We start from the raw sequence: 24,617 nt of genomic DNA on the forward strand, positions 1-24,617 counted from the left end.
CACCTTTGGTCACGTAACCCATTCATGTTATTTTATGCTTCTTTTACATGTTAGTCAAAAAGTGGCGTACGCCTCGGCCCGAATATCGTGGATCACCTTCGCGGTGACCAGCGCGTCGTCGAACGTGGCGACGCCCTGCGGATGCCCAGACCGTACGGCGTCGCGCACCAGGCCGCACCACTCGGCCAACGCCCAGTCGAACGACGATCCAGACTCCGGGGCAGCGGGGCGGGGAACCCCGCCGGGCAATTCCCCGCCTTCGAGTTCGACCCGCGTTCGGCCGTCGCTGGTCACGACGCCACCATCGGTATTGATGACGATATGCCGCCCGGCAGCCCGGACATCAGTGCCGACGCTGACCATCGTGCAGCGTGCGCCCGCGTCGCCCGTTGCAAGCATCGACACACCACCGTCAGCGCTGTCTGCTCCGGCATGGAGGGGAGCAATATCGGCACCTTGAACCCGCAGATCACCAAGCCATCGGCGTAACGTGTCTATTGCGTGGGAGGCAGAAGCACCCAGCCATCCGCCTCCCTGGGAGCGCACCGACTGCCATCCGGTCGGCGGCACGGACCAAGCGCTGCTGCTCTCGTACCAAAGGATCGAGCGTGCGGGTCCGATGCCGTCAAGACCGAGCAGCGCGTCGATGGATCGGCGCCACGGTTCGAATCGAAGCTCGAACGTCGTGAACGCAAGTGTGGATGATTGGCCGGCCGCAGAGTGCATAGCCGTCGCATCAGCAAGGGTATGGCCGAACGGCTTGTCACAAACCACGTGGTGACCGCTCTGGAGGGACCTTTCGACATCTCGCCGATGGAGATGAGGCGGCGAATGCACCGAGATGAGATCGATATCCGTCCGTGCACAAAGAGCCGACACGGCGGCATCGTCACGCGGGGAGACCACGTCGACGACGTGGCATCCGTCAGTGCGTTCGAATGCCTTGGCCACCGTCGTACCGAAGCCCGTCCCGATCACACCGACGCGCATGCTGCCTCCTGCTTCAGGGGATCCATGTGGACCGGAGCCTTCTCCGGGGCGATCCTGGCGGCCTCGGGGCTTGGGATGGAGGCGACTTGGGGGATGTCGGTGCCGAGTGGGCCGGTCTTGCGTGCGCCGCCCGCTCGTCCGAGTGGTGTGTCGCGGCCGGGTAGTGTTTCGAGGAAGAAGGCTGCGTTTTCTTCGAGGCGGGGGTCGTTGTCATCGATGTCCTCGTCGAAGCGAATCGCTTCAACGGGACAGACAGGTTCGCAGGCACCGCAGTCGATGCACTCGATCGGGTTGATGTAGAGTCGGCGTTTGCCTTCGTAGATGCAGTCCACGGGACAGACCGTGACGCACGATCGGTCCATCACGTCGATGCAGTCGCTGCCGATTGCGAAGGCCATTTGATCACCTCTGCGCGGCGAAGCTGACCACAGAGGCAACCTCCGCGGCAGATACGGGACGAACCACGGCCGCTGGGGGCTGGCCCGCACCATGTAGCGACTCGTCCTTCGCTGCATCGAGTGAAACGGCGTCACCGAGATCGACATGGGCATCACCGAGCAATGCCACTAGCACCTCGAGAGGCGAACGCTCGTAGTCGAGCGCGTCGCACTGCTTGCGGTGCGTAGTGGACTCTTGGCATCCGGCGTGATCTACCTGTTCAAAAACAACCCGGCCTCTCGCCCGCATCGCATTCCGCCCTTCTCGACTTGCCTTCGTGCTCTATTCATACTATTTTATAGGTCTTAATCATGTCAGGCTAGCACGATCCCTGGATATCGAGCCAAGGAGGCACATATGACCCAGCTCGCTCAGGACGCACACGTTATCGTCACCGGAGGATCCAGCGGAATCGGCGCCGCCGTCGTCGACCTCCTCCTCGCCCGAGGCATCAGCGTGACCGTATTCGACCTACAGGAGAGCACACGCGAAGGGGTCGTGACGGAGATCGTCGATGTGCGTGACGAAGCAGCGGTGAAAGCAGCGACCGAGCGCGCGGGGACTCGTGGGCAGGTCACCGGTCTCGTCGCGAGCCACGGTATCCGAGGCGCGTTCGTTCCCGCGCTCGAAATGGATCTGGAAGCGCTTCGACGACAGTTTGACATCCACGTCGTCGGCACGCTCGTCGTCTCACGAGCCGTTGTGCGCCGACTCGAAGGTGCGCGCGGATCGATCGTGCTGCTGTCGTCGACGGCAGCTTATGGTGGATGGGCCAACCAGAGCGACTACGGGCCCGCGAAGGCCGCCGAACGCAAGCTCATGGAGAATCTGGCTATCGAGTGGGCGCCGCTGGGGGTGCGTGTCAACGCGGTCGCGCCCGGGCATACGCTCACCCCGATGGTTGAGGACATGCGCCAGCAAGGGTATGACCTGAGCACGGTCGAGCAACGCACCCCGCGCGGGCAGCTCGCTCAGCCCCGGGAGATCGCTGAATCGATCGTCTGGCTCCTCGCCGAAGCGACTCACGTTATCGGGCAGTGCCTCCCCGTCGACGGCGGGTGGACAGCGGTCGGCAAATGATCGCTCAGCGCGCTCGGTGGCATTTTGGTCTCCTGCGGTCGGTCGTCAGTGGGGGTCCGCGCGGCTCAGGGACACTAGATGTCGGTATCACGCTCTTCGACACCGCAGACAACGACGGCCCCACGAGCGAGATGGTCGCCGATGAACAGACGAATATCGCTCGCCTTCGCACCCGGCCGGAGGCACTCGTAGCGGTGAGCGTTGCGACCACAAAAGGAGCGCAAGCCCGCAGGTCACACGTCGACCAAGCGCGACTGCAGATCGAGATTGACGCCATCCGCAAAATGCACTGGTCTGCGTGCAGAACGATTACTCACTTCTCGAGCGCGCGATCTAGACATCGACAGCGATCGCGGCACATTGTCGGCGGAGACCGACTCGCGATCTAAGATCGCGACTAGGTGCCCGCCGCGTGCAGGACATCGACCCACACGTCGGCCATCGTTTCGACGCTCGATTCACGATCCACGACCCACCCCCGGATCAACCACGTGGTCAGATACGCCTCGGTCATGCGGATCAACAGCGAAGCACGACGCTCGGCCCGTTCAGGTGAGAACCTCTGCCAGAGCTTCGCGTTACTCATGAGCGTCGAGACGAACTCGGCGTGGTATCGCTCGTGACGTTGGTCGATCGTGACCTGTTGGACGGCGACGCAGGCCCTGTTGCGCTGATTGTGACGCTCCCAGTCCTCGACGGCCAGACGGACCCAGCCGCGGATCGTCGCATCGGTCCATTCGGTCAGGTCGCCGAATTTGGCGTACGAAGCACGGATATCCTGCCACATCTCGTCCTGGAGCTGGTCGAGGATGCGTTCTTTCGAATCGAAGTAGGAATAGACGGTCGCCCTGGATGTTCCAGCAGCAGCGGCGATGTCGTCGATCGATGTGTCTCGGTACCCGCGGTCGGCGAAAAGAGATGTCGCAGCGGCGACCAGGTTCCGCCTGGCCATCTCCTTCTGGCGCACGCGAAGGGTTCGGGGAGCCTCAGGCATGGAATCTAGCCTATCTGGCGCCGCGGACGAAAGGTCAACGATCGGTGCCGGGCAAATCGCCGGGGTAGAAGGCGTAGTCGCCGTAGTACTCACGGTAGGCACCCTCGAACTCGACGTCGAGCAGCTCCAGTTGCCAGCCGGTCGACCCCGACCACGGTTCGAGATAGGCCCAGAACGGTGGTCGCCACTTCGAGGAGTCCTCGATGACCGCCGTTGCCGGACGGTCGGCGAGGTTCGAGACCAACGAAGCGGCCGAGTACGTCACCTGCGTAACCTCTGCGAGTTGCTCTAGCGCGCCGGACAAGTCACGCACCCACACACCGAGATGGTTGATGCCGGGACCGTGTTCTTCGAGCCATCGACCGGAGGCCGTCGGGCCGCCGTGCGGCTCGATGAGTTCAATGGACAAACCCTTGACCTTCGCGAAGGCAATGAGGTTGGCCGAGGGCTCGTCGACGGTCTCGCCGAAGAGCTGCAAGCGACCCGCGGGCTGTGGCACGTCACGCACCAGCCAGTCGTCGATGCCCATCAGGGATCCCCAGGTGGACTGAAACTCGGAGATGCTCGGGACCACAATGCCGACGTGCGAGAACGCGACGATGTCGATGGTCGGCCATGGTGCAGCCTGAGATGTGGCCTGAGTCATATTTCTCCGATTCTAGAATGCTGATCGCGATGACGAATGCCCGCCGACGAAAACCGTTGAATCCGCGGCAATCAATGGTGCTGCGTGCACGTGCACGTGCACGGGATGAACTTAGACTCTGGAGCCCGTCGCCTTGGATCAAGGTATAATCATTGCCATGATAGGAATGACCCTAGCAGCAGGCATAAGGAAAGCACAGCGTCGTGGAGGGTGCAGATGAAGTATCCAGAGGTAGACGGCGTCCGGATCAAAGCCGAATCGGCCGTTCTCCGAATCACGCTCGATAGTGAGAAGCGCCGCAATGCTCTGCGTGACGACGCGGTCGCCGCGATCATTGATGCGCTTGTGCTGGCGAACAGTGACGAACAGATCCGAGCGATTTTGCTCACCGGCGCGAATGGGAACTTCTGCGCCGGCGCGGATATCGTGGCACGGAATGCTGGAAAGGCTGATCGCCCTCGGGTCGGTGCGATCAGCAGGAGGCTTCCATCCCAGGCACACCGGCTCATCCCGCTTCTGACATCGATCCAGGTGCCCGTTGTTGCAGCCGTCCGCGGATTCGCCGTCGGGCTGGGCATGCAGCTCGCTCTAGCGAGTGATTTCGCGGTCGTGAGTGAGACGGCAACCTTCTGGGAGCCGTTCGCGGCTCGCGGCATGGGGCCAGACGGCGGAGCATCCTGGATGCTCCCGCGTGCCGTCGGCCCGGTTCGCGCCCGCGAGATCCTGCTGCTCGGTCGGCGCCTCAGCGGCGCCGAGGCAGTGGAATGGGGCATCGCACACCGGGCCCTGCCCGATGAGGATGTGGACGCCGCAGCTGACGAGATCGCGACGCAACTTGCCCTGGGTCCGTCTGTGGCACTGGGGCTCACCCGGATGCTCATCAACAAGTCATGGTCCCAGCCCCTTGACGCGCACCTGGCGGAGGAGGGCTACGGGATGGAGATCTCGTCGCGCAGCCCCGACTTTCGCGAAGGACTCAGCGCATTCGTTGAGCGCAGGCCACCGAAGTTCTCGGGAAAGTGAATCAGAAGGTACCAACCGAGGGGGTTCTGCTGGATCCGAGCGCGGAGAGATACCACTACGGTTCTGCGGGCGGGTGCGGATCGGGAGGCGATCAGCACTGGCGACTTGAAACTCAGATACTCCGCGCTGCCTCACCGATGGCGAGGGAATCAAATACGGCGGCCGTGTTGCGATCTGGGCACCAAACTCGCATTGACGGGGCGTCCGGCTCGATCCAGGGATGGCAATGAGTGACGGCCGCGATCGCCTTCGCGTTCGACGGATACTCGGCCCGGTGCTCGCGCACGAGCCGGACTGCACGCTCGCGCAGAGCGGAATCGAACTTCTTAGGCATGGCGCCATCCTTTCAACACAAAAGAATGCGGCCTCAAACCTGAGGCGGTTCTACACGAGTACCACTCGTGGCTCTCCCACCAGCAAACCCACCCCGAACACGACTTGACAACAAAAGGAGAATCAGGCTGCCCATCCGACGGTGGCTCCTCACGTCAACGAGGCGACGCCAGGAACCCTGGAAACCACACCGCCCAGGGGACGTCACCGAATTCAATCCGGACCCAGATTGGTGTCGGGTGAATCGACGGCATCCGCCAGCACATGCTCGGGTGGCAGCCAGTGGCTGTGGATACTCATGCTGTGCTCCTGAGCTGCCAGGATCAGCGCGGCATCATCGGCCGCGATGACTAGAGCGCCGCACGCGCGGCACTCGACCTCACGCGCCGCCATGATCATTTCACCGCGATGGGGCTGATCGGTGAACCGACTGCACGCGGAAGCCGCAGAGGCGGAGCCGAGAAGAACACTTCGTACTGACCATCCTCGGCGCAATCGTCCGCCAGAGCCTCAAGGTCGAAGATCTCGCCCAGCGGCATTCCCATGTCACGGATGACCACGAAGTGCAGGGGATGTCCGACCGGGCCACTCGCGGTGGTTGGAAGAACTTCGATCCCGTGGTTGTCCGATGCGACCGCTGAGACCTCGCGCTCGTGAAGCCATTCAGCGCACTCGAGCGTGAGGCCCGGTTCGACGTCGTGCCAGCCCTGCCACCCGTCTTGGAGTGCTTTGGCTCGCCACCCCGTACGCAGCAACAGTACATCGACGGTGGTCAGGCGCACGCCCTGCGCCTGTTCTGCAGCCTCAAGATCGGCAGGGGTGATCGGCTGACCGCCGTCAAGTCGATCGACACCCATCAAGCGCGGAATGTCGAGCAGCACGCCACGCCCGACGACTCCCGGGAGGATTGAAGCCACCGCATTGCGCGCGGCGCCACCGGCGTTGACTTCCGACATAGGGACACCGTTGTAGAAGTACTCGTCGTAGCCGACGTGCGCGAGCGAATCCCACTGGGTTCCTGACTGCAGCGGAAGGAACAGCCAGTCATCGGTACCGAAGGTGCCATGCATCTCCGGCCCCCACTGATCGGGCAGCACCGTCATCACGTGCATCGGCCTCACCCGTGTGCTGCTCGTCGACCACATCGGTCCGGTGGCGTCCAACGGGATGCTCAACTCGAACACGGCGCCCCTCTTGATGCACGACGAAGCCGCCTGGATCGTGTCCGGGGTGATGTGGTTGAGGGTGCCACGTTGGTCACCCTCGCCCCACGCCCCAGTTGGAAACGCGTGCCCCGATCTCGCGGAAATCAGTCGTCATTCTCATCGCCTCTCACCCTCGATCACTCACGCGGACAGCGCGATCTCAAGGCGTGCGGGTTTACGTGCGAGGGACCCTCGACCGTAGTCCACATCACCGACGATCTCGTAGGCGGGGAGTTCAGCGAGCAGCCTCTCCATCCAGATCTGAATCTCATACCGTGCCAGGTTCAACCCCAGGCAACTGTGCATACCGAATGCGAAACCCAGATGCGACCGCCGCTCTCACACCGCCGTTGAACGCGAGGGGCGAAGCACAGAATCACGGTCGATGAATTCCACCCCTCAAAGTGCGCATATGCGTCTGTCATAGCGCGTACGTTCGCGTGGGTGAGAATCACACCCTTCGGGAAACCAGTCGTTCCCGAGGTAAACGGGATGACGGCGGCATCATGCGCCTCGACCGGACACACCTCGGCCTCTCCGGAGGTCCCGCTTAGCTATATCAGAGAAGTGTCGGCATCCAAGCCTTCATCGAGGCCGACCCGGATCAGAGCGGGCCGTTCCGAGGCGACGGGCGCAAGCAGTTCCGCCGCGCCCTTGTCGAAGGCGATCGCCGAGCGTCGATCTTATCAATGATGTACGCGACTTCGGGCGAGCGAGAGCGCACGTTGATGGGCACGACGACGGCGCCGATGCAAAGTGCGGCCAACGCAATGACGCACCGCTCTAGGGAGTTGGATGATAGGACTGCAACGCGATCGCCGCGGCCAATCCCGAGCAAGCGGAGGCCCTCCCCCGCTGCGCCCGTGCGGCGGCTCAGCTCACGCCACCGCGCTCGCGATGTTCATGGCGTCTTCCCTGTCGCACATAATAAACCTGTTCATCTCCTTGTGTTTATATCTAAGTTAATGATCTTAACCATTTTGGACAAGGTGACTCCGGAGCAGTGCCGCCATCTGCGCAGGCTGATCCAGCATTACGTGATGGCCAGCATCCGAGACAACCTCGATCCGAACATCACCGCCTACACGATTGGCCACATCGTCGGCGATATCGGACGACATCCGCCCAAATTCTCCCCGGATGATCGCGACGGGTACGGATAGAGCTTGTACCTCATGCGGTTCGAGTCTGGCAGCGCCGAATGTCCGTCGATCGACCTTCCAGCTCCACCCTCGGGGTCCGTTCGCCATCGCCTGGCGCGCAATGGTCTCCACGATCGACTGGTCCACCGCTAGAACCTGGTCGAACAGTGAGAAGCGTGCCAGCAAATCGTCCGATTTCGGCCAAGCGCGGGCGGGAGCATTGACGTTGCGCAGCCAGGGAGCGAGCTCCTCGTCCGAGAAGGGTCTGATCTCAGATTCGACGACCACGACGCTGCGAATCCGCGGGTCCCGAGCGGCCGCACGAAGACAGATGAGACCGCCGAGACTGTGACCGACGAGGACGGCTGCACCACCGCCCGTTACGAGTTGGGCGCACGCCAGCACCTCACGAGCCCAGTTTTCGAACCCATACGAAGTGCTGTGCTCGCTGTCTCCGTGTCCGCTGAGATCCGGGACGATGACGTGAAAACCGTCCGCCAGCACGGCAGCGGTCTCGTGCCACCAGCCTCCGTGAGCTGCTCCTCCGTGTACGAGGACGATGCCGGGCGAGGCCGGGTCGCCGTATTCGCGGAAGGAGATCATGCGATCAGCCACCGTGAGTCGGCCACCTCTGGCCGTCGACGCGCTCACTGAGTCCGTCACATCCTGCGGGCAAGCCAGCGGGCCGGCCCCACCCTGGTCATCAGATTAATGTCCGCTGTGCTCACGCCAGCGGCGGACAACTCGGGCACGACCTCCAGCGGAACCCGTGTCGGCTTCCAAGCGGTCTCCTCTGCTCGCCGTTCCGCCAGTCTCTCGGCGCCGTGGCCGACGGTGGCGAACGCGTAGTCGTGGGCGAGTTGGATCCGTCCGGCGTAGCCCATCGCGCACAGCGCGACGACCTGCGCCGTTCGAATCGAGTCTCGCACCCCCAAGGCCGTCAGACCATAACGGTCGAACCCCAGAGAAGCACCGTACTCCTCAACGACCTGCACGTGATGGCTGAGGTCAAAGACTCCCTCCGCATGACCAATGACGATCGCCGATCCGTCCACGCCGTGTTCATCCACCAGCAGGCGGAGTACATCGGGGCCGACCCATGGCTGGCAGTGCACGAGGATCGGAACATCGAGCTGCCGGTGCACAGATGCGGCGGCGATCATGCACGCTCGTTCATGGTACGTGAAGTCTGTGGACTCGATCGCGAGTTTGATAATGCCAGGTCTCGCGGCACCCGGGCCCACGCCGTGCGTCAGCTCGGTGCCGAAGAAGTCGGCGAGCTCCGCACTGGTGCGCTGCGAGAAGTAGGCAGTTGGGCGCCGGCAGTACAGCCCGGTGGCGAACACGACATTCACGCCGCTGCGTGCGGACACCTCGGCCATCAGGCTCACGTCCCGGCCCATCTCGGCCGGAGTCGGATCCACAATGGTTTTCACGCCGACGGCGGCCAGCGCCCGCAGATCCCCGACGATGGTCTCCAGCCGTTCCTCGGCTGTCGAGTACGAGAAGGTGTCGTACTGCCAGCCAGTGTCGGCCCAGAGCAGATGTTCATGCGGCAGGATGAAGCCCAGCGAACCCGCGGGGACGCTGCCCGTCGCAGTCTGAACTGTCGCGCCCTCGAGAGAGTGATCGGTCGATATCATGTGGTCCTGATCTCCTTCGAGACGGTATCGGGGTCGGCCTCAGGCCGTAGAGATGACGCGTACGCACGCGTGACATCCTCCAGACGGAAGCTCTCAGTCCGGGTGGCGGCCATCACTCGCGCCTCCAGTTCCCCATGGGCGGCGATCGCCGCCGGCAGATCACGGGCGTGCTCGGCAGGAATGCGCACGACGCCGTGCATGTCGCCGTGCAGGAGGTCTCCCGGCGAGATGATCACACCGCGCCCAAAGTCACCCTCGCGGCAAATCGCGCCAGGGCATACCCTTGAAGAGATCCGGCTCCTTGGGAAGCCCGAGCACTCGTTCGGCCAGCACGTTCTTGTTCACCTCGGACGTTCCGCCCTCGATCGTGTTCGCCCGACTGCGCAGCATCCCCATGACCTCGCGGGGCATCGTCTCTGCGTAGTCGGCGTCGACGTCAGGCAATCCTGCCCAAGCCAGGCCATTCATGCCGAGCAACCCGGCGGCCGCGCCCTGGATCCGCTGGTTCAAATCGGACCCGTGCACCTTGCCGATTGAACTTTCCGGGCCGGGTGAGACCTTTTGCGCAAGCAGCTCACGCACACGCTGGTTCGTCCATTGCCTGGTGCGCTCCTCACACCACAGTCGAACGATGGACGACCGCACCACCGGATCCTGCCAACCGCCGGATAGTCCCTTCTCATCACGGCGCCGAGCCAGACGCACGAGATTCAGAGCGCTTCCGCCGCCGACGCGATCCACCCCGCCGGACCCAGTGCCGGCCACCATCTGCCGCTCACCACCAAGCGTCGCCTGGGCGACTCGCCAGCCGTTGCCGATCTCACCGACGCGCTGGGAGTCGGGAACGCGTGCGCCGTCGATGAACACTTGAAAGAACTCCGTCTCCCCACCCATATGGCGAAGAGGCCTGGCCTCGACGGCATCCTGATGCATGTCGATGAGGAAGTAGGTGATGCCCTGATGTTTGGGAGCGTCCGGGTCGGTGCGCGCCAGCAAGATGGCGAAGTCTGCCTGATCAGCCCAAGTCGTCCAGATCTTCTGACCTGTGATTACCCAGTCGTCACCGTCGCGCTCGGCACGCGTGCTCAATGACGCTAGGTCACTACCCGCGCCCGGCTCGCTGAACAGCTGACACCACACCTCGCTCGCTTGCACGATCGGGGGAAGGAACCGGCGACGCTGGTCCTCCGAGCCGTAGGCAAACAGTGCCGGAGCCGCAAGATTCAATCCCAGTGGATTCAGGCGCGGCAGATGATACGGTGCGAGTTCGCGCTCGGCAGAACGAGCGGCGGCGGTGGACCAGCCAAGTCCGCCATGTTCGACTGCCCAGGTCGGAGCGACCAGTCCGGACGAGCTGAACTTCGGGTACCAGGCGCGGTACTCATCCGGTGTGCGCAGCTGGCGCACCGCAGCCGGACCACCGCGCTCTCCCGCCTCGCGCCAGGCCTCGGGAAGGGCTGCTCGCAACCACTCACGAGCAGCCAACCCAGCCTCTTCTGGTGTCGTTCCCGGCCCGTAAGCCTCGGCAAGTTCTGGTGGCGCATTGGTCATGTCTTCTCCTCAAGGTCAGCGTCGCAATACGACGCGGTCGGATGGATGGATCATCGCCCCAGTTCCATGGTTGACCACAGTAAGGCCTTTATTGTCTTTGCCTCAGATGTCCTCTGATCAGCGACCTGCTCGGTAAGCTCCTGTGCTCGTTCCTGCAACCGCTCTGCTTCGACCAGTTCGCTGACGAAACCGCGCTCGTATGCGCGCTGCGCGCCGACACGTTCATGGACGCCAATGAGGCCCGTCTGGAAGGCGCACCCCCGACCGGTAAGGACGATGCGGCGCACGCCGGGATCCTCGTCCAACTCCCGCCAGGCGAGCGGGAGCGCAGTCATCATGTCGGCATTCACCGCGTTTCCCACATCTGGCCGATTGAAGATGAGCCAGCCGACCGGACCTTCATGTTGCAACACGATCGCGTCCGACATACTTAGCTCCCCTCGATTGCTAGTAGTGTAATGATAATACTGACAGATTAGGAGAGCGTGAGTGATGAGTGAACTTTCAGCAGGGGACGTCGCCGACTTTCGAGCGAGTACCAGAGCCGCAATCGCAGGTTCGGGGGAATCCCTGGAACGCGTCCGCGGCCTAATGGCCACCAAAGAAGGCTTCTCCCGCGAGGAGTGGCTCAAGATCGAGCGCGATCTGGAGCTGGTCGGTATCTCGCTCGCCGCCGATTACGGCGGATCAGAACTTTCGCACCATGAGCTCGGGTATGCGATGGAGGAGGCCGGGTACGCCGCGGCATGCCTGCCCCTATTCGGGACAGCAGCGCTCGCCGTCCCGCTCCTGCAGGCACTCGAAGATGCAGACGTACTCCACGAGCTCGCCCCTGATCTCATCAGCGGCAGGCGCACGGCCACCGTCGCCCTCGCCGAAGCGGATGGCGTGTGGGAACTGTCGTCTGTGGCGACCACCGCGGCGCGCGATGGTAACCAGTGGCGGCTATCGGGACAGAAGAGCTTCGTCGTAGACGGCGCTACGGCAGATGTTGTGTTGGTCGTGGCACGAGACGCCTCCGGGTTCGGTGTCTACCTCATCGATCAAGGTGCAGGAGTTACCAAGGAGTCCCTCGTCACCCTCGATCAGACCAGGAAAATGGCGACCCTCGCCCTTGACGGCGCGGCTGCGAGGCGGATCGGCACCGGGGACAGCTCCTCCGCGATCGAGGCTGCCACGGCCGTCTCCCGCGCGCTCTTGGCCGCTGAACAGGTCGGCGGCGCACAGCGATGCCTAGACATGACCGTCGAGTATGTGAAGACTCGATTCCAGTTCGGCCGAGCGATCGGATCCTTCCAGGCGATCAAGCAGCGTCTGGCCGACATGCTGATCCAAGTCGAGTCCGCGCGGTCAGCTGCGTATGCTGCTCTGCGAGCGGTCAGCGATGGTGATGCCGACAGCGCATCGATCGCACGGATAGCCGGGCTCACGGCATCCGAAGCATTCGAGTTCGCGGCCGCACAGACGATCCAGCTCCACGGTGGGATCGGGTTCACCTGGGAACACGATGCACACATCTTCTATAAACGCGCCAAGACCAGTGCGAAACTCCTCGGGTCGGTCGACTCTCACGTGGAACGCCTTTCGACGTTCGTCGAGTCCAAACTCGAGTAGCACGATCATCGAACGCGACTCGGGATGACGTACGAAACTCTCATCATCGCGCGGTATCGCCGCGACTGGTGAAAAGCCCGGACCGGTCTGGCAAGATCTGGTCTGACCGGAAGGAAGAAGCATGGAAATTCGACTGAGCCCTGAGCAGGAAGAATTCGCGAAGGCCTCCTCTGCGCTCTGCGAACAGTTGGCATGGAAGTGGAACCAGGGACGCGGGCCAGACTCGCGCCAGCATCCGCTCGGAGACAACGACGTCTGGAACGACATCGCGGAGCTGGGTTCTCTCGCTGTCCGGGCCGATGAGGAGTCGGGCGGTGCTGGCGGGTCCTGCATGGATGTGTGCGTACTGGTCGAGCAGATCGGCAGACACGCTCTGCCTGTTCCGGTCATCGGTGCGATTCTCGCCACCGAGCAGTTGCGCCTGCGCAGCGCACCGGCAGAGATCGTCGAACCGATAGTCGCCGGCGAGCACCGCATCACCGCCGCGCTCACCCGTGACCTGAGCGGTTTTGCAAGGTCGCCCGAGGATGCCATCGCGTTCGAAGCGAACGGCGCCAGATCCGCCGTGCTGCTCGGAAGTAGGGCGCTGTCCATCCCCCTGGGCGAAAGCCGCCCAAGCGCTGATCTCACTCGCTGCTTCGCGGAACCGAACGGCGAGCCCTCCGCGTTATCAATCGCCGACACGACCGACGAGATCCGCCAGCGCGAGCTCGCATTCGCCCTCACGATAATCTCGGCCGATCTGCTCGGACTCATGTCCTCTGCGCTGGACCGTGCCGTCGCCCATGCCAAGGAGCGCGAGCAGTTCGGCAAGCCCATCGGATCATTCCAGGCGATCAAGCATCTGCTGGCCGAAGCCCATGTAACCGTCGAAGCGAGCCGAAGCGCCGTGTGGTATTCGGCCTGGGCCGTCGACGCACTCGACCCGGACGCCTCGCTGGCCGCAGCGCGGACGACCAAGGCATTCGCGTCCGTCGGCGCAGTCGAGGTGATCGAGGCGACGATCCAAACACTGGGCGGGATCGGAATGACTTGGGAATCATTCGCGCACGTCTGGCAGCGCCGCATTCAGATGGATCGACGCCTGTTCGGCGACGAGTTCGCGCAATACGCCGCGCTTTCAGTGCAGGAGTGAGGAGATCGTTATGGACTACACCGATGATGACGCCATCGCGCAGTTTCGACTTGGGCTACGCGCGTGGCTCGACAACTACCAGCAGACACATGACCTGAACTTCGACCCGGCGGATTTCGAGAGCGTACGCCGGTGGCACCGTGATCTTGCAGCAGCCGGGTTCGTCGCAACATCCTTTCCCGTTGAATACGGCGGGCAGGGGCTCGAGCCGATCTACGACGCCGTGGTTAACCGCGAACTCGCCGACGCCGACGCTCCTCCGCCGCCGCCAATCGCACACATCGCACACGCGATCGCCGACTTCGCATCCGATGCGCTCAAAGCACGCGTACTTCCGGGGCTGCTGACGTGCACCGAACCGTGGTGCCAGGGGTTTTCCGAGCCGGGAGCGGGATCGGATCTGGCCGATATCAGGACAACCGGACAGATCGACGGCGACACCATCCGAATCAACGGCCAGAAGATCTGGACCAGCGGGGCGATGTGGGCGCAGTGGTGTCTGCTCTTCCTTCGGACAGAACCCGACCTGCCCAAGCACAAAGGGCTCTCAATGGTCGTTGTACCTATGGATTCGCCGGGAATCGTCCGGCGCCAGATAATGCTCTCCACAGGCAGTGGCGAGTTCGCGGAAGTGTTCTTCGACAACGTCGAGGTGCCGACGGCGAATCTCATCGGTGAACGCGGGCAGGGCTGGGCGATCGCGATGCACATGCTCGCCTTCGAGCGCGGGCCCGCCGACATGGGCTGGACTGGGCGCTATCGACGGGGACTCGAAGCGGCGAAGACCGACCTCGCCGACGACGCCGGCCCCGCACGAACGCGATTGACTGCGGCGCAAGTCGGGCTCGATGTGCTCGAGTGGCACGTCACGAGATCTCTGGCGAACAGGGCCGACAGCCCTGGCACGGCAGGGTCCGTCGACAAGCTGCTCGCCACGCGAGTCGAGCAAGATCTCTACCGCGTTGCCGCCGATATCGCGGGGCCCGATGCACTACTCAATGACGCCGAGGAGTTCCTCGCGTACCTGCACTCGCGGGCGCAGTCAATCTACGGCGGATCTCAGCAAATCCAGCGGAACATCGTCGGCGAGAAGGTGCTCGGGCTCCCCCGCTGACCGACAGCAGCTGGTGGCGTCTCCTCACACGAGGCGCCCACCAGCTGTCGCTAAGCGAGATCTGCTAAGAGAGATCTACAGAGCTGATCAGGTTCGCGTTGACGAAGTCAGTCGCACTTGACGCAAGCGTCGTGGATCGTGTCGCCGCCAGGTGTGCAGAAGCGACCCGTATGGCCTTATCCACCTGCCCAGTTTCGATCGCCGCTAGCAATCGTTCATGGTCCCGATAAGCCGCCTGTCGGGTTTTGCGAGCCATCGGAGAATGGGTGGGGTCTTCTAGGTACTGATTAACCATGGTCGCATCAGCCCACACCGTTGACTCATGCGCTGACCAAATACTCCCCAGCGACCCGATGAGGACTTTCATCGTCTCATTGCCACTGCGTTCGATGAGCGCGTCGTGGAAACGACGCGCCAGCGGTGTCCATGTCGCCCAATCGTCAAAGCTTTCCTTCTGCGCTTCGAGTGCCTCACGGAGGAACGGGACAACCTCAGTCTCCCGATCTTCACGTGCCGCGCACATGCCAGCGCACACTGGCTCCATGTGCAGCAGCGCACCGCTGACATCATCCAGCGTCGTCTTTCGCACCTGAAGAACCATGCTGATCATCCGCGCAGCCGCCGACGACGATGGCAGATGGACGACCGCGCCTCCCACGTTTCCCCGCCTGACGGAGATGAGCCCCTCGGTCTCAAGGATTCTCATCGCCTCGCGCACCGCAGGCAGGCTGACCCTGAACCGCTCGATGAGATGCTCCTGCCGCGGCAGGCTATCGCCCTCCTTGAGCTCGCCGGCGAGGATGTCATTGCGAAGGCTCGCTGCGACCATCTCAGCGAGTCGTGGCTGCTTCAACTGCATCATCGCACCTTTGGTTGCTGAATCAATATTGACATCTTTGTATCTTACCGATCATCACGTCAACACGAGGGAGCACCGCACCGAGCCGAGCTGCTTCCGCATCTTCGTCAAGAATCTACCTCGCGTCACGGACTTGCCGGTTGGGTGGCCGTTGAATCCTCGTCGATGGAGAGCAAGGGGCGGAGTTCCTCGGCACAGACTCGGATGTGTTCGGCGACGTCGGCCTCCGATTCTCCGGGTAATGCACCCCAGACCATCACTGTGTCGACCGGAAGACCAGCAACGTGTGTACGGATGGCTCGGGCGACGTCGAAGGGAGTCCCATACGCCAGTCCCATACCGGGTAGAGAGAGGCCCGCCAATCTCGCGCGTTCTTTGTCGACCGGACGGTGTGCCGTTTCGGCCAAGCCCGTTTGAGCATGTTTTGCGTAGGAGTCCCACTGAGCCGCGTGGAGAGAGCCGACGCGCGACCAGTCGCGTTCGGGATCGGTCGACGGGTAGGCTGACAACAACCCCGACATCCGTGCGACCGCCTCAGACTCCGCCAAGCCTTCGCGATACGGCTCGAGCAGTCCGCGGTCTAATGACAGCAGCCCGGCCCCGAGACGCCCCGCCGCACGAGCTCCCTTGGGCCCTCCGAAACCCATCCAGAGTGGTGCGGTCCGCTGAACTGCATGTGGAGTCATGCTCGGATCCGACCACGATGACTGAACGTTGGCCGCGGTTTCGATCGTGCGGCGCAAACGTCGTGAGAAATCCCCACCAAACATCTCGTACTCTGCGACGCGATTGCCCGCGCCAAGCCCAAGATCAAGGCGACCATCGCTGATCAAGTCGACCACAGCAGCCTCTTCAACCAGGTGGCGCGGATGCCGAAACGGTGCGACGACGACGGCCGTGCCGATCCGAATTCGTGACGTGCGCGCAGCGATTGCTGCTGCGTAGACGAGCGGTTGCGGAAGATAACCGTCGTCAAAACCATGGTGTTCAGTCAGCCAGACGGAGTCGGCGCCAAGGCGTTCGGCCTCCTCGCAGGCCTCCAGAATGAATCGGTAGCGACGAGACCAGGCCTCACGGTCTCCCCCCACCACGCGCAGGTCAAACATCAGACCGAGCTTCATTCCTACTCTTTCCTTCGCGCCAGCCGGGGAGAAATCGGCGGGCGAGACAAGAGCCGGCACGTCTGGGTGCCGCTAGCCAGCAGGACTCCTGTCGACGACCAGACCTTCACTTCCCCCGATGCCGTGAGGCTGTCGATCGGGCCGACCACGACATCCACCAACATCCAGTCACCATCCGGTCGGGCATGCATCTTGAGGTGCGCCGTCATAGTTGGCACAAAGATGGACTCTGGCATGACAAGCCGTAGCGCGCTCGGGACCGCGTCACTCACGACCGCAACGGCCACCGTGGAATCCACGGGCGCATGAACCTTCAGCCACCGACGCACCCGCTTCGTGATGGAGGGGTCACCGTCAGTGACTGCACGGACCTCGAGAAGCCGTGAGGAACCTGAACCGAGAGTGGAACCGAACTCGACCGGCTCCCAGTCCTGCCATCGGCCGACGTCGGGAACACCGGAAGACTGCCCGGACTCGAGTTCCGGTCCGGTCATAGCCTGTGCCGCAACGACCTGACCACCTGCACCTTCAATGTGGAGCCGCGTATGGCGGAACCGTCCCTCATTCCGGAGGGACTCGGCCGACACCGTCACCTCCTCACCCTTGCCGACGGCAGCGATGTACACCACTGCCAGCTCGCGAAGACGGGACTCACTCAACGACTGCGCCGCCTCCGCAAGGGCACCTAAGATCCATCCGCCGTATAACATGTTGCGGGCATTGCACACAGCTGCACTGGCCGTCCAGTTCCAATGAGCCAAGTTTTGACCGCGACGTGCACCCATCGGCCAATCCACACTTGCCGCGATTGCATCGGCGCTTCCGTCCCGTGTCCTCACTTAGAGTCCCATTTCATTGTTTTATCATATACATGATAGTTCGCCAGCGCTGGAACGTTCTCTGCGCGCGCGGGTGCCGCCCGCGCCCCACAAGCCCACGACACATCGCCATGCGGGATGTTGCCGGAGCTCCGCACTGACGTCGCGAACTTTGTGGTTGGTGAGGCCGAGCTCAAGGCGTTCACTAAAGAGGACGGATCGCACCTCTGAGGGAAATATCCTCGCTCGATCCATCTCATCTAGTACTAAGATTACTGTTATTACGGGCGAAAGTGCAGACGTTCCCGCCAGGTGCAGGAGGCGCTATCCATGAGCGAATTAGAAGTCGAGCGAGCAGACGGAGTGCTGCGGCTCACAATCAATGCGCCAGAGCAGTTGAACGCAGTGGACACTGCGCTCGTGCACGCCCTGGCGGACGAAATCATGCGTGCCGACAACGTGCGGGTCGCGGTGATCTCCGGTGCCGGTACCGCATTCTGTTCCGGAGCGAGACTCTCCGATGGTGGTCCAACCCCGGGGTTCCTGGATGCCGCGTCCCGGCTCATCCAGGCGATCACCACCGCACCATACCCGGTCGTCGCCGCGGTGCATGGACCCGCGGCCGGAATCGGATGCTCAGTTGCCCTTGCGTCCGACATTGTGATCGCTTCCGAACGCGCATACTTCCTGCAGGCGTTCGTCCGGGTTGGGCTGATGCCAGACGGCGGCGCAACGGAGCTGCTGGCCGCCTCGATCGGACGCTCCCAAGCGATGTGGCTGGCAATGAGCGGCGAAAGACTCACTGCGACAGACGCCCTCCAGCGGGGTCTGATCGCACAGTGCCTTCCGGAAGAGGGGTTCTCGAATGCCGTCGAACAGGTCGTCACGCGCCTGGCTGCCGGCCCAACCAACGCCCTGGCGCGCACCAAGACTGCCATCAACCTGGCGAGCATCCCTCATCTGAGCCGAACGCTCGAGCTGGAACGTAGTTCGCAGACGACGCTGCTCGGCAGTGCCGACTATCGCGAGGGCGTTGCCGCCTTCGCGCAGAAGCGAACCGCCGAATTCCGCGGCGAATGACCATACAAGGAGTACAGCGATGAACCTGGCAGGACGAACCATCATCATGTCTGGCGGTAGCCGGGGCATCGGCGAGGCGATCGCCGTTCGCGCGGCTGCGGACGGCGCAAACGTCGCGATGCTGGCGAAGACCGATACGCCTCATCCGAAGCTTCCTGGCACGATCCATACCGCGGCTGCGCGCATCCGGGATGCGGGAGGACAGGCCCTCTCGCTGGTCGGCGATATCCGCGACGACGATTTTGTCGCGGAGGCTGTGGCCCGCACCGCCGAGGAGTTCGGCGGCATCGACATCGTCGTGAACAACGCCAGCGCCATCGACCTGTCACGTACAGAAGATCTTCTGATGAAGAAGTACGACCTGATGAACGACATCAATGCACGCGGCACCTTTCTGCTCTCGAAGCTGTGCATTCCGCACCTGCGTAAATCGTCTTCGGCGCACATCCTCACACTCTCCCCGCCGCTGAACCTCGACCGCCAGTGGCAGGGCCGCTTCACCGGCTACACGATCGCGAAGTTCGGGATGAGCCTGGTGACACTGGGACTTTCGGAAGAGCTCCGCGACGATCGGATCGCCGTCGACTCGCTCTGGCCGCGGACCACGATCCGCACCGCAGCCACGGAGCTGGTGGGCCGTGGACACGACACGAACTCGCGTACCCCGCAGATCATGGCCGACGCCGCCTACGCCGTGCTCACGAAGTCGTTCGACACCGGCACCGGCCGGTTTCTCATCGACGACGACGTGCTCGAGGCGGAGGGAGTGACGGACTTCACTCCGTATCTGACTCCTGGGGCGACCGAAGCGAGGCTCGCCCTCGACCTGTGGGCTGAGCCAAAGGGCCAGGTCGGCACGGATGAGTCGCTGAGGCTCCGATGACAGACCAGGAAAGCGCGATCCGCTCCCTCATCTCCCGCTCTGCGTTCTACGGGGACACCGCCGCGCCGGAATCGTACGCCGAGATCTATACTTCAGACGCCGTATGGGCGATGGGCGCAGTACAGCAAGAGGGCATCGACGCGATCATCGAAGCGACGCGCCGCCGGCGCACCGACGGCATCAGCGGCCCAGGAACGGCCTCGCGACACGTCGTCGTGCCGATGCGCGTCGAGGTGGATGGCGAGCGGGGGCACGCATGGTCATATTTGCTGTTCTATCGCTCGACAGACTCCACTCCGACCGTGGAGCTGTTCGCCGTGTATGAAGACACTGTCCGGCTCGAGAACGACAGGTGGCAGATCGAGCGCCGCACAGTTCTCGTGGACCGCGCGGCGGGGTCATGAGCACTCTGCCAACGGCTACTTTGCCAGCGCGAGTAACCGCCAGTCGAGAACCTCCCCACCCCCGTCCACGGTGACGCGGGAGCGCAGGCGCAGCAGTGTCGTTCCCTGCGGACCGGGCTCGGCGTGCTCGACCTCGAGAATGCTCCGCAGCGGCTGTCCCTCGCGCACTGGGCCGGTGTGATCGCAGCTGTCCCAGCCGAGAACCGTCACAAGTCCGGGGATCACGCGTGTCACCTGCGCCATCGCCAACCCGATGGTGTGCCCTCCGTAGACGAGACACCCCTGTGCATTCGCGCTCTCATCATGATGCACGGCTGCGATATTCAGGGGCAACCGGGCGAGTTCCGGTGCACTGGATACGACATCTCCACCAATGACCTCGATCGATGTTCCTGCGGCGGGAAGCGGTCCCCCGCTCGGGAACGCGGCGAGGTCCAACCCTGCGAGGCCCTCAAGCGGGTCGGGAAGCTGATCCCCTCCAATCGCGGAGAGATCGTCAGCGTGTCCTGTCTCGAGGTCACCTCGAAGCGGCAGCATGGCGCAGCGATAGAAGTCGAGCACGGTGCGGTCGTGCTGATCGGCGGTGTGCATGCGCAGCGCCGCAAGACCTGTCGGTGGACGTCCCTCGCGACGAGAGTTCTCACGAAGACCGACGACGGTCGTCGCCGTCGTGAGCGTGGCACCGATCAGTGGGAATCGGTGGAATGTCAGATTTCGATAGAACAGGTTGGCTTTGACATGGTGGGTGACGACTGTCGACTGTCCGATTGCGATGTCCCAGACCAGCGCAGGATGCGCGACGGGGGCACCGGCCACGGTTGCGGCGAGTTCGTCGTCCAGCGAGATGCGCAGACGATCACCGAGGATCGATGCACTGCCTGGCGACCTGCTGTGAGCGTATGCGACGGCGCAGAGAATTCCTGGCCGATCTCGAGCTCGTCGAAGTAAGGTCCTTCGCTTCTCATGACCGCACAACCTTTCTCAATCATTACTACCAATAGGGCCATTGGCCCGCCGAGCGGGCTGCCGATGACCCTAAGAGAAAGTCGGTCCGCATGCCCGATCCGCCCCCGAGCACCCCGCCGCGCGCGGTCCTCGCCACAGCACCGCTCTTCGTACCCGGCAACCGCCCTGACCGATTCGCTAAGGCGGCAACATCCGGATCGGACCTCGTCATCATCGATCTTGAGGATGCTGTGCCGAGCGATGAGAAGATCGCCGCAAGGGATGCGGCGATCAGTGCACTCGGCGAAGGTGGTTTCTCTGCTGCGATGAGGATAAACGCCGCCAGCGAAGGAACAGCGGATGCGGCTGCACTCTCGCGCCACGATTTCATCCGGCAGCATCTTCTGGCCGTGGTCATCCCCAAGGCCGAATCACCGGATCAGATCGCAGAGGTCGCCGCCATCCTCCCCGGAGTGCCGCTTATCCCACTGGTCGAAAGTGCTGTGGGGCTTAGCGTCATCGATGCGCTCGCTCACGCGCCCGGCGTGTGCAGACTCGCCTTCGGTGCGCTCGATTTCGGAGTCGATGTCGGTTCGACCAGCCCGACCATGCTCGATCACGCCCGCTGCACGATCGTCATCGCTTCCCACGCTGCGGGGCTGGCTGCCCCTCTCGATTCTCCCAATCCGGAGTTCCGCGACGTGGATGTCGTGCGCGCCGGCGCACGATCGGCCAGAGACTTGGGGTTCGGCGGTCAGCTGTGCATCCATCCCGGCCAGATTCCGCACATGATCGACGCGTTTCTGCCGAGCAACGAGGAAGTCGCGTGGGCGAGTCGGGTAATCGCTGCAGGTATCGACGGCGCGGGTGAGGTCGACGGCGCGATGGTCGACCGGCCGGTGATCCTAAGGGCGCAGAAGATTCTCGCAACGCAGGACCCGCTGAGAGCGACCCCGACTGAGTAATCGTGATCGCTCAGTCGTGGCGAAATCTCAAGTACGCTGCCCGCTCGACCACGACGAGCGTCGAGAGCAATTTGCTCTTGATCAGGCACAGGAGGACGCTTGGTGTCGCGCGAGAACGTGCAGGAACTTCCTGGATCGAAACTGCGATTCACGGTCCGTGAGCGCCACGAAGTACAGCTTCACGCGATCGTCCGGCCAGGACAGCCACCTGCAAAGCCATCCTGGCCAACCGTCACGGCGATGCTCACTACACTTACGCGTTCCCCCGCTTCAGCAGCGCAGCCAGCGCTTGTCCGCCACCGATGCACATCGTGACGATCGCGTACTCGCCACCGGTACGCTGCAGCGTCAATGCAGCACGCACAGTGAGAATCGCTCCGGTCGCCCCGACCGGGTGCCCGAGTGCGATCGCTCCTCCATAAGGATTCGTCTTCGCCGGGTCGAGCTCAGCATCGCGAATGACAGCCAGCGCCTGAGATGCGAACGCCTCATTTAATTCGACCGTGTCGATGTCGGCCGGCGTCAGCCCGGTCTGCTTGAACAGCTTCTTTAGCGCGAGCGTCGGCGCGTAGCCCATGATCTCCGGCTCGAGCGCCGCCGTCGTCACAGCCTCGATCGTCGCGAGCACCGGCGCACCCTCGGCACGAGCATCCGCTTCGCGCATCAGCACCGTCGCCGCACCACCGTCGTTGATTCCCGAAGCGTTGCCGGCCGTGACCGTGCCATCCTTGGCGAACGCCGCAGGTAACCCGGCCAGCGTCTCCAGAGTTGTCTCCGGTCGCGGGTGTTCATCTCGCGATACCTCGACAGGCTTGCGACCTGACGTGGTCACCGAAACGATCTCCTCCGCGAACGCGGACTGTGCGGCATCGGTCGCTGCTCGTCGCTGCGACTCGAGGGCGAAAGCATCCTGCTCTTCCCTCGTCACACCGAATCGAGACGCGACATTCTCGGCCGTCGTGCCCATGTGCTTCTCGGTGAACGGATCCGTGAGCATCGCGATCGTGCCATCCAGCAGCTGGCGATGTCCGAGCCGGTCATTGAACCGCGCGTTGAAGTCGTAGAACGGCATCCGCGTCATGTTCTCGGCGCCACCGGCGACGGCGACGTCGATACCGCCCCACAACAGTTCCTGACTGGCCGACCAGATCGCCTGCAGACCAGAGCCGCACAACCGGTTGACGGTGAACGCCGGCGTATTGACGTCGAGCCCGGCCGACAAAGCGATCCGGCGAGAGATATAGGCATCCCCCGCAACCTGACCGATGTTGCCGATCACGACCTCGCCGACCCGGTCGGGCGAGACGCCGGAACGGCGCAGCGCCTCCACTGTGGCGGCAGCGCCCAGCTCATGTGCCGGAGTGTCCTTGAACGCCCCGCCGAAGCGCCCGACCGGGGTCCGCGCCCCGGCGACGAGCGCGATCTTCTCTCGAGAGGCAGCCATCAGCCCACCGCCTCCTCAGCCCGCTCCAGCACGTCGATCGCCGCGGTGTCCGGCACATACTCCTCGATGTGCCGCTCATCCGGACCGTTGTACGCCGAAAGCGGGCGGATCAGCGCGTTCGACGCCTGCTGCTCGAGGATGTGCGCGGTCCACCCGGTGATACGCGCCGCAATGAACAGCGGCGTGAAAGTCAGGGTGTCGTAGCCGATGAGGTTGTACGCCGGGCCCGACGGGTAGTCGAGGTTCGGGTAGATGCCCTTGCGGGAGACGAACTCGCTCTCGAGGGTGTCATAGAGCTCAGCGACATCCGGACGGTCATAGTGCGCGACCAGAGTGTCGAGCGCCGCCTTCATCGTCGGCACGCGCGAGTCACCGCGCTTGTACACGCGGTGGCCGAAGCCCATGATCTTGCGCTTCTCCGCCAGCGCGGTATCCAACCATCCGGAGACCTCGGATGCCGAACCGATCTCATCGAAGATGTGCATCACGGCCTCGTTAGCACCACCGTGCAGCGGACCCTTCAGCGCACCGATCGCGCCGACGACTGCCGAGTACAGGTCACTCAGAGTCGAGGTGATGACCCGCGCGGTGAAGGTCGATGCGTTGAAGGAGTGCTCCGCGTAAAGGATCATCGAGCGGTTGAACGCGTCGACGACGACGGCATCCGGCTCTTCGCCGAAGGTCAGCCACAGGAAGTTCGCGGCGTAGTCGAGGTCGTCCCGCGATTCGACGATCTCAAGCCCGCGCCGACGACGCTGGCCGTACGACACGATCGCCGGGAGCACCGCGAACAGCTTCAGGCTGCGCTCGAGGTTCTCCTCGGGAGTGCCGACGGCATCCAGCACGTTGCTGATGCCCGCCGTTTCGATCGCGCCGATCACACTGACCGCGGTGCGCACCTCGTCCATCGGATGCGAGTCGATCGGCAGGCGATCGATCGCTTCCTTGACCTCGGGCGACAGCGCACGGTTGGTGCGCTCGGTGGCACGGAACTCAGCCAGCTGCGTAACGGTGGGCAGCTCGCCGTGCCACAGCAGGTAGGCAACAGCTTCGAACGGCTGGGTCGCCGCCAGTTCCTGCACCGGATAGCCGCGGTACAGCAGGCTATTCGTTTCGGGGTTGACCTTGCTGACGGCAGTCTCGTCAGCGACGACCCCTGCCAGGCCCTTCTTGATGTCGTTGTCAGCCAT

At 63.3% G+C, this 24,617-nt stretch carries 29 protein-coding genes; 9 read left to right on the forward strand and 20 right to left on the reverse strand.

The genetic code is table 11. The features are described 5' to 3' along the window. Positions 1-54 precede the first annotated feature (54 nt). Positions 55-990: a Gfo/Idh/MocA family protein gene (locus tag ACSU04_RS12680; protein WP_439289782.1), complete on the reverse strand. Its 936-nt coding sequence runs from the start codon at positions 988-990 to the stop codon at positions 55-57. After that, positions 975-1,388 (reverse strand): ferredoxin, encoded by a 414-nt coding sequence (fdxA, locus tag ACSU04_RS12685; RefSeq protein ID WP_439289783.1) that lies wholly within the window; start codon positions 1,386-1,388, stop codon positions 975-977. The genes ACSU04_RS12680 and fdxA overlap by 16 nt, the downstream gene beginning before the upstream one ends. Positions 1,389-1,785: 397 nt before the next feature. Here fdxA and ACSU04_RS12690 point away from each other — a divergent pair, with 397 nt between their 5' ends. Further along, a complete protein-coding gene (locus tag ACSU04_RS12690) occupies positions 1,786-2,508 on the forward strand; it encodes an SDR family NAD(P)-dependent oxidoreductase (protein WP_439289784.1) in 723 nt (240 codons plus the stop codon). A gap of 397 nt (positions 2,509-2,905) precedes the next feature. Here the strand turns inward: ACSU04_RS12690 and ACSU04_RS12695 are convergent, their stop codons facing one another. Both ACSU04_RS12695 and ACSU04_RS12700 read right to left on the reverse strand, forming a co-directional pair. Next, a complete protein-coding gene (locus ACSU04_RS12695; RefSeq protein WP_439289785.1) occupies positions 2,906-3,502 on the reverse strand; it encodes a TetR/AcrR family transcriptional regulator in 597 nt (198 codons plus the stop codon). Positions 3,503-3,536: 34 nt separating this feature from the next. Beyond that, positions 3,537-4,148: a VOC family protein gene (locus ACSU04_RS12700; RefSeq protein WP_439289786.1), complete on the reverse strand. Its 612-nt coding sequence runs from the start codon at positions 4,146-4,148 to the stop codon at positions 3,537-3,539. A 216-nt stretch (positions 4,149-4,364) separates the two neighbouring features. On the opposite strand from ACSU04_RS12700, the gene ACSU04_RS12705 reads away from it, so the two are divergent. After that, the gene (locus tag ACSU04_RS12705; protein ID WP_439289787.1) at positions 4,365-5,171 is read left to right on the forward strand and encodes an enoyl-CoA hydratase/isomerase family protein; all 807 of its coding nucleotides are present in this window, start codon (positions 4,365-4,367) and stop codon (positions 5,169-5,171) included. 112 nt (positions 5,172-5,283) lie between these two features. On the opposite strand, the gene ACSU04_RS12710 is transcribed toward ACSU04_RS12705, so the two are convergent. The 10 genes from ACSU04_RS12710 to ACSU04_RS12755 all read right to left on the reverse strand — a co-directional run bounded on the left by ACSU04_RS12710 (position 5,284) and on the right by ACSU04_RS12755 (position 11,473). Next, positions 5,284-5,505, reverse strand: a complete 222-nt coding sequence (locus tag ACSU04_RS12710; protein ID WP_439290118.1) for a hypothetical protein — start codon at positions 5,503-5,505, stop codon at positions 5,284-5,286. A 212-nt stretch (positions 5,506-5,717) separates the two neighbouring features. Further along, positions 5,718-5,897: a hypothetical protein gene (locus ACSU04_RS12715; protein WP_439289788.1), complete on the reverse strand. Its 180-nt coding sequence runs from the start codon at positions 5,895-5,897 to the stop codon at positions 5,718-5,720. 2 nt (positions 5,898-5,899) lie between these two features. After that, positions 5,900-6,688: a cyclase family protein gene (locus tag ACSU04_RS12720; RefSeq protein WP_439289789.1), complete on the reverse strand. Its 789-nt coding sequence runs from the start codon at positions 6,686-6,688 to the stop codon at positions 5,900-5,902. Positions 6,689-6,993: 305 nt separating this feature from the next. Next, complete coding sequence (locus ACSU04_RS12725; protein WP_439289790.1) at positions 6,994-7,236, reverse strand: AMP-binding protein; 243 nt, start codon at positions 7,234-7,236, stop codon at positions 6,994-6,996. Between the two features lie 77 nt (positions 7,237-7,313). Continuing rightward, positions 7,314-7,586 carry an AMP-binding protein gene (locus tag ACSU04_RS12730; protein ID WP_439290109.1) on the reverse strand — a complete coding sequence of 91 codons (273 nt, stop codon included), beginning with the start codon at positions 7,584-7,586 and terminating at the stop codon, positions 7,314-7,316. 94 nt (positions 7,587-7,680) lie between these two features. Continuing rightward, positions 7,681-8,466: an alpha/beta fold hydrolase gene (locus tag ACSU04_RS12735; RefSeq protein WP_439289791.1), complete on the reverse strand. Its 786-nt coding sequence runs from the start codon at positions 8,464-8,466 to the stop codon at positions 7,681-7,683. Positions 8,467-8,510: 44 nt separating this feature from the next. Then, the gene (locus ACSU04_RS12740; RefSeq protein WP_439289792.1) at positions 8,511-9,494 is read right to left on the reverse strand and encodes a phosphotriesterase family protein; all 984 of its coding nucleotides are present in this window, start codon (positions 9,492-9,494) and stop codon (positions 8,511-8,513) included. Continuing rightward, positions 9,491-9,730 (reverse strand): hypothetical protein, encoded by a 240-nt coding sequence (locus ACSU04_RS12745; RefSeq protein WP_439289793.1) that lies wholly within the window; start codon positions 9,728-9,730, stop codon positions 9,491-9,493. The genes ACSU04_RS12740 and ACSU04_RS12745 overlap by 4 nt, the downstream gene beginning before the upstream one ends. A 13-nt stretch (positions 9,731-9,743) precedes the next feature. After that, positions 9,744-11,045: an acyl-CoA dehydrogenase family protein gene (locus ACSU04_RS12750; protein ID WP_439289794.1), complete on the reverse strand. Its 1,302-nt coding sequence runs from the start codon at positions 11,043-11,045 to the stop codon at positions 9,744-9,746. Positions 11,046-11,095: 50 nt separating this feature from the next. Next, entirely contained in the window at positions 11,096-11,473 is a 378-nt protein-coding gene (locus tag ACSU04_RS12755; protein ID WP_439289795.1) for an enoyl-CoA hydratase-related protein, read from the reverse strand. 64 nt (positions 11,474-11,537) lie between these two features. On the opposite strand from ACSU04_RS12755, the gene ACSU04_RS12760 reads away from it, so the two are divergent. The 3 genes from ACSU04_RS12760 (at position 11,538) to ACSU04_RS12770 (ending at position 14,908) form a co-directional block, all read left to right on the forward strand. Beyond that, a complete protein-coding gene (locus ACSU04_RS12760) occupies positions 11,538-12,659 on the forward strand; it encodes an acyl-CoA dehydrogenase family protein (RefSeq protein ID WP_439289796.1) in 1,122 nt (373 codons plus the stop codon). Between the two features lie 121 nt (positions 12,660-12,780). Beyond that, entirely contained in the window at positions 12,781-13,794 is a 1,014-nt protein-coding gene (locus tag ACSU04_RS12765) for an acyl-CoA dehydrogenase family protein (RefSeq protein WP_439289797.1), read from the forward strand. 10 nt (positions 13,795-13,804) lie between these two features. After that, positions 13,805-14,908, forward strand: coding sequence for an acyl-CoA dehydrogenase family protein (locus ACSU04_RS12770; RefSeq protein WP_439289798.1), 1,104 nt, complete (start codon positions 13,805-13,807; stop codon positions 14,906-14,908). Positions 14,909-14,972: 64 nt separating this feature from the next. Here the strand turns inward: ACSU04_RS12770 and ACSU04_RS12775 are convergent, their stop codons facing one another. From ACSU04_RS12775 to ACSU04_RS12785, 3 genes are all read right to left on the reverse strand, one after another. Continuing rightward, positions 14,973-15,767: a FadR/GntR family transcriptional regulator gene (locus ACSU04_RS12775; RefSeq protein WP_439289799.1), complete on the reverse strand. Its 795-nt coding sequence runs from the start codon at positions 15,765-15,767 to the stop codon at positions 14,973-14,975. 125 nt (positions 15,768-15,892) lie between these two features. Beyond that, positions 15,893-16,888, reverse strand: coding sequence for an LLM class flavin-dependent oxidoreductase (locus ACSU04_RS12780; protein ID WP_439289800.1), 996 nt, complete (start codon positions 16,886-16,888; stop codon positions 15,893-15,895). 2 nt (positions 16,889-16,890) lie between these two features. Next, complete coding sequence (locus tag ACSU04_RS12785; RefSeq protein ID WP_439289801.1) at positions 16,891-17,673, reverse strand: acyl-CoA thioesterase domain-containing protein; 783 nt, start codon at positions 17,671-17,673, stop codon at positions 16,891-16,893. A 363-nt stretch (positions 17,674-18,036) separates the two neighbouring features. Between ACSU04_RS12785 and ACSU04_RS12790 the strand changes: the two genes are divergently transcribed. From ACSU04_RS12790 to ACSU04_RS12800, 3 genes are read left to right on the forward strand one after another with little or no spacing between them, the layout of a single operon-like run. Continuing rightward, positions 18,037-18,786 (forward strand): enoyl-CoA hydratase-related protein, encoded by a 750-nt coding sequence (locus tag ACSU04_RS12790; RefSeq protein WP_439289802.1) that lies wholly within the window; start codon positions 18,037-18,039, stop codon positions 18,784-18,786. 19 nt (positions 18,787-18,805) lie between these two features. After that, positions 18,806-19,669, forward strand: a complete 864-nt coding sequence (locus ACSU04_RS12795; protein ID WP_439289803.1) for an SDR family oxidoreductase — start codon at positions 18,806-18,808, stop codon at positions 19,667-19,669. Continuing rightward, on the forward strand, positions 19,666-20,073 hold the full coding sequence (locus tag ACSU04_RS12800) for a nuclear transport factor 2 family protein (RefSeq protein ID WP_439289804.1): 408 nt from the start codon (positions 19,666-19,668) through the stop codon (positions 20,071-20,073). The genes ACSU04_RS12795 and ACSU04_RS12800 overlap by 4 nt, the downstream gene beginning before the upstream one ends. Before the next feature lie 15 nt (positions 20,074-20,088). Here ACSU04_RS12800 and ACSU04_RS12805 read toward each other — a convergent pair whose 3' ends face one another. Next, entirely contained in the window at positions 20,089-20,889 is an 801-nt protein-coding gene (locus ACSU04_RS12805; RefSeq protein WP_439289805.1) for a hypothetical protein, read from the reverse strand. Between the two features lie 239 nt (positions 20,890-21,128). Between ACSU04_RS12805 and ACSU04_RS12810 the strand changes: the two genes are divergently transcribed. Then, on the forward strand, positions 21,129-21,983 hold the full coding sequence (locus ACSU04_RS12810; RefSeq protein WP_439289806.1) for an HpcH/HpaI aldolase/citrate lyase family protein: 855 nt from the start codon (positions 21,129-21,131) through the stop codon (positions 21,981-21,983). Between the two features lie 253 nt (positions 21,984-22,236). Here the strand turns inward: ACSU04_RS12810 and ACSU04_RS12815 are convergent, their stop codons facing one another. Both ACSU04_RS12815 and ACSU04_RS12820 read right to left on the reverse strand, forming a co-directional pair. Next, entirely contained in the window at positions 22,237-23,427 is a 1,191-nt protein-coding gene (locus ACSU04_RS12815; RefSeq protein WP_439289807.1) for a thiolase family protein, read from the reverse strand. Then, the gene (locus ACSU04_RS12820; RefSeq protein ID WP_439289808.1) at positions 23,427-24,617 is read right to left on the reverse strand and encodes a bifunctional 2-methylcitrate synthase/citrate synthase; all 1,191 of its coding nucleotides are present in this window, start codon (positions 24,615-24,617) and stop codon (positions 23,427-23,429) included. The genes ACSU04_RS12815 and ACSU04_RS12820 overlap by 1 nt, the downstream gene beginning before the upstream one ends.

Source organism: Microbacterium sp. A84 (assembly GCF_051842815.1).
GTDB lineage: Bacteria > Actinomycetota > Actinomycetes > Actinomycetales > Microbacteriaceae > Microbacterium.